Origin of the sequence: Streptomyces sp. IBSBF 3136 (assembly GCF_036815105.1) — a bacterium.
Lineage (GTDB): Bacteria > Actinomycetota > Actinomycetes > Streptomycetales > Streptomycetaceae > Streptomyces.
In genome coordinates this window covers 1-3874 of record NZ_JAJSZC010000384.1, presented here as the reverse complement: position 1 = coordinate 3874, position 3874 = coordinate 1, and the positions used below count along the sequence as shown (strand labels likewise).

Sequence of the window (3874 nt, the reverse complement as noted above, 5' to 3'; positions counted from 1 at the left end):
GGGCGGGGGTGTGGTCGGGTCGGTGTCGGCGTTGCAGGGCGTGCCGTTGAGCTTGAACGCGGTCGGTACGGCGTTGGCGCCGGACCAGGAGGCGAGGAAGCCGGCGCTGGTGCTCGCGCCGGTGCCGAGGGAGCCGTTCCAGCTCTCGTTGCCGGCGGTCACGGTAGTGCCGGACTGGGACCACTTGGCGTTCCAGCCCTGGGTGACCTTCTGGCCTCCGGCGAAGTCGAAGGTGAGCTTCCAGCCGTTGAGGGCGGCCTGGTTGTTGGTGATCTTGACGGAGCCCTGGAAGCCGTTGTCCCACTGGCCGGTGACGGCGTACTCCACCGTGCAGGCGGGTGTGGCTCCTTCGGCCGTGACCACCGGGACGACCGCGCCCGAGACGAGCGCGAACGCACCGGCGGTGGCTAAAAGCACTGAACGCGGGGGGTGTCGCATGAGCGACTCCTTGCAGCTTGGCGCGCCGTGACGGACGCGTCGACTGAATGGAACCGCTCCCACTGGTGCGAAGGAAGGTAGCGGCAAGCGGTCCAGTTGCCCAGAGGCGCCGTCCGACTTTTCCGTGGCGTCGACCGTCGAATCATTTCGACTCTTCAAGCACCTTGACCGTTCCCTGCGCCGTCCCCACTATGGGAGCGCTCCCACTGGTTCAAGCCTTGACCTCTCCCGTGCCGCAAGTCGCTAGCCGCAAGGAGGAACCAGCACATGGATCCCGGACGCAGACGCAGAGCCGCGCGGCGGTGGTGGACCGCCGCGCTGGCGGCGCTGGCCCTGCCCCTGACGACGCTCGCCACCGGTACGACCGCGGCGCACGCGGCGGGCGTGCAGTGCAGTGTCGACTACAAGACCAACGACTGGGGTTCCGGCTTCACGGCCGACCTCACGATCACCAACCGAGGCACGGCCGCGATCGACGGCTGGACGCTGACGTACGGCTATTCGGGCAACCAGAAGCTGTCCAACGGCTGGAACGGCACCTGGTCCCAGTCCGGCCAGACGGTCACCGTCAAGAACGCCTCGTACAACGGCACGATCGCCGCCGGTGCCGCGGTCTCCACCGGTGCGCAGTTCGGCTACAGCGGCACCAACACCGCCCCCGCGTCCTTCGCGGTCAACGGCACCACCTGCGCCGGCGCGCACCAGCCGCCGGTCGCCGTGCTGACCAGTCCCGCCGCGGGCGCGGTGTACACGCAAGGGGACGCGGTGCCGCTGGCCGCGACCGCGGCGGCGGCCGACAACGCGACGGTGAGCAAGGTGGAGTTCTACGACGACACCACGCTGCTGGGCACCGACACGAGCGCCCCGTACACGCTCTCCGCCTCAGGTTTGACCGTGGGCAGTCATTCCCTGGTGGCGAAGGCGTACGACTCTCTCGGTGCCTCGGCGGAGTCGGCGCCGGTCGGCATCACGGTGGCCTCGGGGCCGGCGGTCGTGGCGTCCCCGTCCCAACTGGGCGTCCAGCAGGGCAAGTCGGGCACGTTCTCGGTGAAACTGTCGACGCGGCCGAGCGCGAACGTGACGGTGGGCGTGACCCGTACGGACGGCAACACGGGGCTTTCGGTCACCGGCGGCTCGTCGCTGACCTTCACGCCGTCCACGTGGGACACGGCGCAGACGGTGACCGTCACGGCGGACTCCTCGGGCACCGGCGCCGCCACCTTCACGGCCGCGGCGACCGGGTACGCCAAGGCCACGGTCACGGTCACGGAGCTGGCCGCGTCGAAGGCGTACGACGCCCGCTTCCTGGACCTGTACGGGAAGATCACCAACCCGGCGAACGGCTACTTCTCCCCCGAGGGCATCCCGTACCACTCGGTGGAGACGCTGATCGTCGAGGCCCCGGACTACGGTCACGAGACCACCTCGGAGGCGTACAGCTACCTGCTGTGGCTGCAGGCGATGTACGGCAAGGTCACCGGGGACTGGTCGAAGTTCAACGGCGCGTGGGACCTCATGGAGAAGTACATGATCCCCACCCACGCCGACCAGCCGACGACCTCCTTCTACAACGCCTCGAAACCGGCGACGTACGCGCCCGAGCTGGACACGCCGAACGAGTACCCGGCGAAGCTGGACACCTCGGTGTCGGTGGGACCGGATCCGATCGCCGGTGAACTGAAGACCGCCTACGGCACGGACGACGTCTACGGTATGCACTGGATCCAGGACGTGGACAACGTCTACGGCTACGGCGACGAGCCCGGCAAGTGCGAGGCGGGGCCCACGGCCACCGGACCGTCGTACATCAACACCTTCCAGCGCGGCCCGCAGGAGTCGGTGTGGGAGACCGTCCCGCAGCCGACCTGCGACGCCTTCAAGTACGGCGGCACCAACGGCTACCTGGACCTGTTCACCGGCGACTCCTCCTACGCGAAGCAGTGGAAGTACACGGACGCCCCGGACGCGGACGCGCGGGCGGTGCAGGCCGCCTACTGGGCGGACGTCTGGGCGAAGGCGCAGGGCAAGAGCGGTGACGTGTCGGCGACGGTCGCCAAGGCGGCCAAGATGGGCGACTACCTGCGGTATGCGATGTACGACAAGTACTTCAAGAAGATCGGCAACTGTGTCGGACCCTCGTCCTGTGCCGCCGGCACCGGCAAGGACGCCTCGCACTACCTGCTGTCCTGGTACTACGCCTGGGGCGGCGCCAGCGACACCAGCGCCGGCTGGTCCTGGCGGATCGGCTCCAGCCACGTCCACGGCGGCTACCAGAACCCCCTGGCCGCCTACGCCCTCAGCTCCGACGCCGACCTGAAGCCCAAGTCGGCCTCCGGCGCGAGCGACTGGGGCAAGTCGCTGCAGCGGCAGCTGGAGTTCTACCAGTGGCTCCAGTCGTCCGAGGGCGCGATCGCGGGCGGCGCCACCAACAGCTGGCAGGGCAGGTACGCGACCCCGCCGGCCGGTACGCCGACCTTCTACGGCATGTACTACGACTGGGAGCCCGTCTACCACGACCCGCCGTCCAACCAGTGGTTCGGTTTCCAGGCCTGGTCGATGGAACGGGTCGCCGAGTACTACCAGCAGACCGGGAGCGCCACCGCCAAGACGGTCCTGGACAAGTGGGTGAAGTGGGCGCTGTCCAAGACCACCGTCAACCCGGACGGCACCTACCGGATCCCCTCCACCCTGCAGTGGTCGGGCCGGCCCGACACCTGGAACGCCGCCGGTCCCGGCAGCAACAGCCAACTGCACGTGGCCGTCGCCGACTACACGAACGACGTCGGTGTGGCGGCCGCGTACGCCAAGACGCTGACGTACTACGCCGCCCGGTCCGGTGACGCGACGGCGAAGTCCACGGCGAAGGCGCTGCTGGACGGCATGTGGGGCAACTACTCGGACAGCCTCGGCATCGCCGCGCCCGAGACGCGCAGCGACTACAGCAGGTTCGGCGACCGTGTGTACGTGCCGAGCGGCTGGAGCGGGAAGATGCCGAACGGGGACACGGTCGACTCGTCCTCGACGTTCTCCTCGATCCGGTCCTTCTACAAGAACGACCCGGCCTGGTCGAAGATCGAGGCCTACCTCAAGGGCGGTGCCGCGCCCGTGTTCACGTACCACCGGTTCTGGGCCGAGGCGGACATCGCCCTGGCCATGGGCTCGTACGCGGAGCTCCTCGAATAAGCCCCCGCCGGCGCTCCGTGTACCGGGCCCCGTCACAGGGCGACGGGGCCCACCGGGCCGGGCGGTTCCCCTCCCTGTGGAGGGGGTCCGCCCGGCCCGCACGCGCGTCCGGTCGGTCCGCACGCGGGTCCGGTCGTTCCTCGGCGGTCCGCGGTGACTTGCCGTGGACTACTGGCAGTTCGGTGTCAGAGGGCCGGCTTGGCGAAGGCGCGCAGTTGGAAGACGGGGTCGGGGCGGACCCCCTCCACAGGGA

General features: G+C 69.2%; 2 protein-coding genes. One reads left to right on the top strand and one right to left on the bottom strand.

Features of this window, described 5'->3' with window-relative positions; translation table 11 throughout:
• Positions 1 to 438: cellulose-binding domain-containing protein (locus V7E45_RS39180; RefSeq protein WP_333779061.1), on the bottom strand; the 438-nt coding region annotated here is incomplete at its 3' end.
• 267 nt (positions 439 to 705) lie between these two features.
• Here V7E45_RS39180 and V7E45_RS39175 point away from each other — a divergent pair.
• Positions 706 to 3621 carry a glycoside hydrolase family 48 protein gene (locus tag V7E45_RS39175; protein WP_333779060.1) on the top strand — a complete coding sequence of 972 codons (2916 nt, stop codon included), beginning with the start codon at positions 706 to 708 and terminating at the stop codon, positions 3619 to 3621.
• Positions 3622 to 3874 lie beyond the last annotated feature (253 nt).